Annotated in this window: 2 protein-coding genes; one reads left to right on the forward strand and one right to left on the reverse strand. The window is 66.9% G+C overall.

Features of this window, described 5'->3' with window-relative positions; all coding sequences use genetic code 11:
• Positions 1-153 precede the first annotated feature (153 nt).
• Positions 154-876: an NUDIX hydrolase gene (locus ABEA26_RS35780; protein WP_345598219.1), complete on the reverse strand. Its 723-nt coding sequence runs from the start codon at positions 874-876 to the stop codon at positions 154-156.
• A gap of 171 nt (positions 877-1,047) precedes the next feature.
• Here ABEA26_RS35780 and ABEA26_RS35785 point away from each other — a divergent pair.
• The coding region (locus ABEA26_RS35785; protein WP_345598221.1) for a hypothetical protein at positions 1,048-2,161 on the forward strand (1,114 nt) is incomplete at its 3' end.

Raw genomic sequence — 2,161 nt, forward strand, 5'->3', positions numbered from 1 at the left:
ACGCCTCGGCAAGCCCGCCGACCCGGGGCCCCTGCTCAGAGTCGGTGAGTTTGCCCGGGCACGACTCGCCTCAGCGCGGCGGGCTGGGCGACGGCTTAACCGAAGAGGGTGTGGCGGGGTCGATCTCGGGCATCGTCCGACTCGGGGTGCGGGTCACGCCGTGTGCCCGGCGCCGCGCAGCAGTGGAGGGTTGAGCAGCCAGGCGTCACCGCGGCGGTAGAGGGCAGCCGGGCGGCCGGTGGGGGGGAAGCGTTGATCGCCGGTGGGCTTTACGAAGCCCGTGGTGTTGAGCACCTTGCGGCGGAAGTTGCTCGGGTCCAGTTGCTGGCCCCAGATCACTTCGTAGACCGTGCGCAACTCGCTCAGGGTGAGGAGTTCACTGCAGAAGGCCGTGGCGACGGCGGTGTATTCGAGCTTGCTCCGGACCTGCTCCAGGGCTTCGGCGAGGATCGCCGGATGATCGAACGCCAACGCCGCCTGCTTCCCTTCCAGCTGGGAGACGGGAGCCCAATAGGCGCGCCGGGCGTCGGTGCCGCCCACGGGGGCGGGCAGGTCCGGTCCCAATGCGAGATAGGCGATCGTGACCACTCGCCCCCTCGGATCGCGTCGGGGGTCTCCGTAGGCGCCGAGTTGTTCGAGGTGCAACTTGTTCCCGTCGATTCCGGCCTCCTCGCGGAGTTCACGGAGCGCGCCCTCACGCAGGGTCTCGTTCTTGTGCACGTAACCGCCGGGCAGCGCAGGCCGACCGAGGAAGGGCTCCACCCCGCGCTCGATCAAAAGCACCATCAACTGCCCGGACCTGATCGTGAAGATCGCCAGGTCGACGGTCACCCATGACGCCTCCACCTCGGTGGAGTCTTTCAGCCAGTCATCCACGCTGAACCCCTAAAGGTCACATTGACTTAAACGCCTGCGCGACTTATGGTCTCACAGACCAAAACACAACGAGGGGAGGGGTAGGGCATGTTCACTTCCCATGCGCCATCAGCCAAGGCGGTGGGGGACGAACCTTCCGCCGCCACCCGTCACTTATGCAGCGGCGTATACGTGGACGAGCGCTTCCGGGATCTCGTGATCGACGAGGTGTGCACCGCCCCGTACCGCAGGGTCGCCCCGTCCTACGGGTTCGACATCGTCCCAGTCATGCGCCACGCGTGGCGGGCCGCCGCGCTGACCGCGCTGCTGCGGGGGACGGTGGCCGGCGCGGTGGGTGTCCCGGTCTTGGTTGGCGCCCTGCCCACCGCCGTCATGGTCTCCTGCGGTCTCGCCCTTCTGTGCCTGATTCCGCTCGCCGTCGAGCTGAGGAAGTTGGACCGGGAGGAGCCTGGGCTCGACCGGATCGGCCGGACCAGGCGCAGCAGGCGGAAGGCGCGGAAGTCCAAGCGTCGGGGGCTGGGGCCGGTGCCGGGCCCTCGGGCTCTGTTGAGGTGGCTGTTCCCTCGTAGATACTCGGAGAGCGCACACGCACTCAGACGCGTCGGCTGGGCTGCGCTGTCCCTGACGCTGGTCGGCCTGATGTTCGCGCTCACCCATCCGTGTCAGGCGACTACCGCCATCCACATAGGCGCGGGTATCACGTTCGTATGCCTCGGCGTCGGAGCCGTAAGGCAGTTGATACTCCACCGCATCATGCGGGCACCGACTCTGCGGCCCCGGTACCTGTCCCGCCGGGAGCAGGCGGCAGACACGGAGCAGCACCATCCCTGTGCGGTCTACCGCCGCGCTCGTCACAGCGAGGACGATGACGAGGAAGACTTCGCTGTCTTCACGCTGTTTGGCGACGAGTCGCCCTTCATCGGAGCGGGTGAGCTGGTCTACCAGTGGAACCCGCCCATGAGCATCCAACTGCTCCGACCCTCTGACGACGACGGCGCATCGCTGCACGAACGTGAGCACCCCGTCCCTCCGTTCCGGGCGCATGAACTGGTCGACTATCTGCGCGAGGCGGTCCAGTTGCTCGACACCGACAGCCAGGACGTCCGGCTTCCAGCACGAGTCACCGACCGCGTGTACGTCGCCGAGACCGATGTGGCGATTGACCGTTCGCTTCTGACCCGCGAGTTCGATGCAACGCGGCTGCGGGAGATAATAGACACGCCCGGATCGAAGGAGTACCACTTCCTTGAGGTGACCACTCCCGCTGAAGGAGCCGAGTTCGTCG

The organism is Streptomyces marokkonensis (assembly GCF_039539045.1).
GTDB lineage: Bacteria > Actinomycetota > Actinomycetes > Streptomycetales > Streptomycetaceae > Streptomyces > Streptomyces marokkonensis.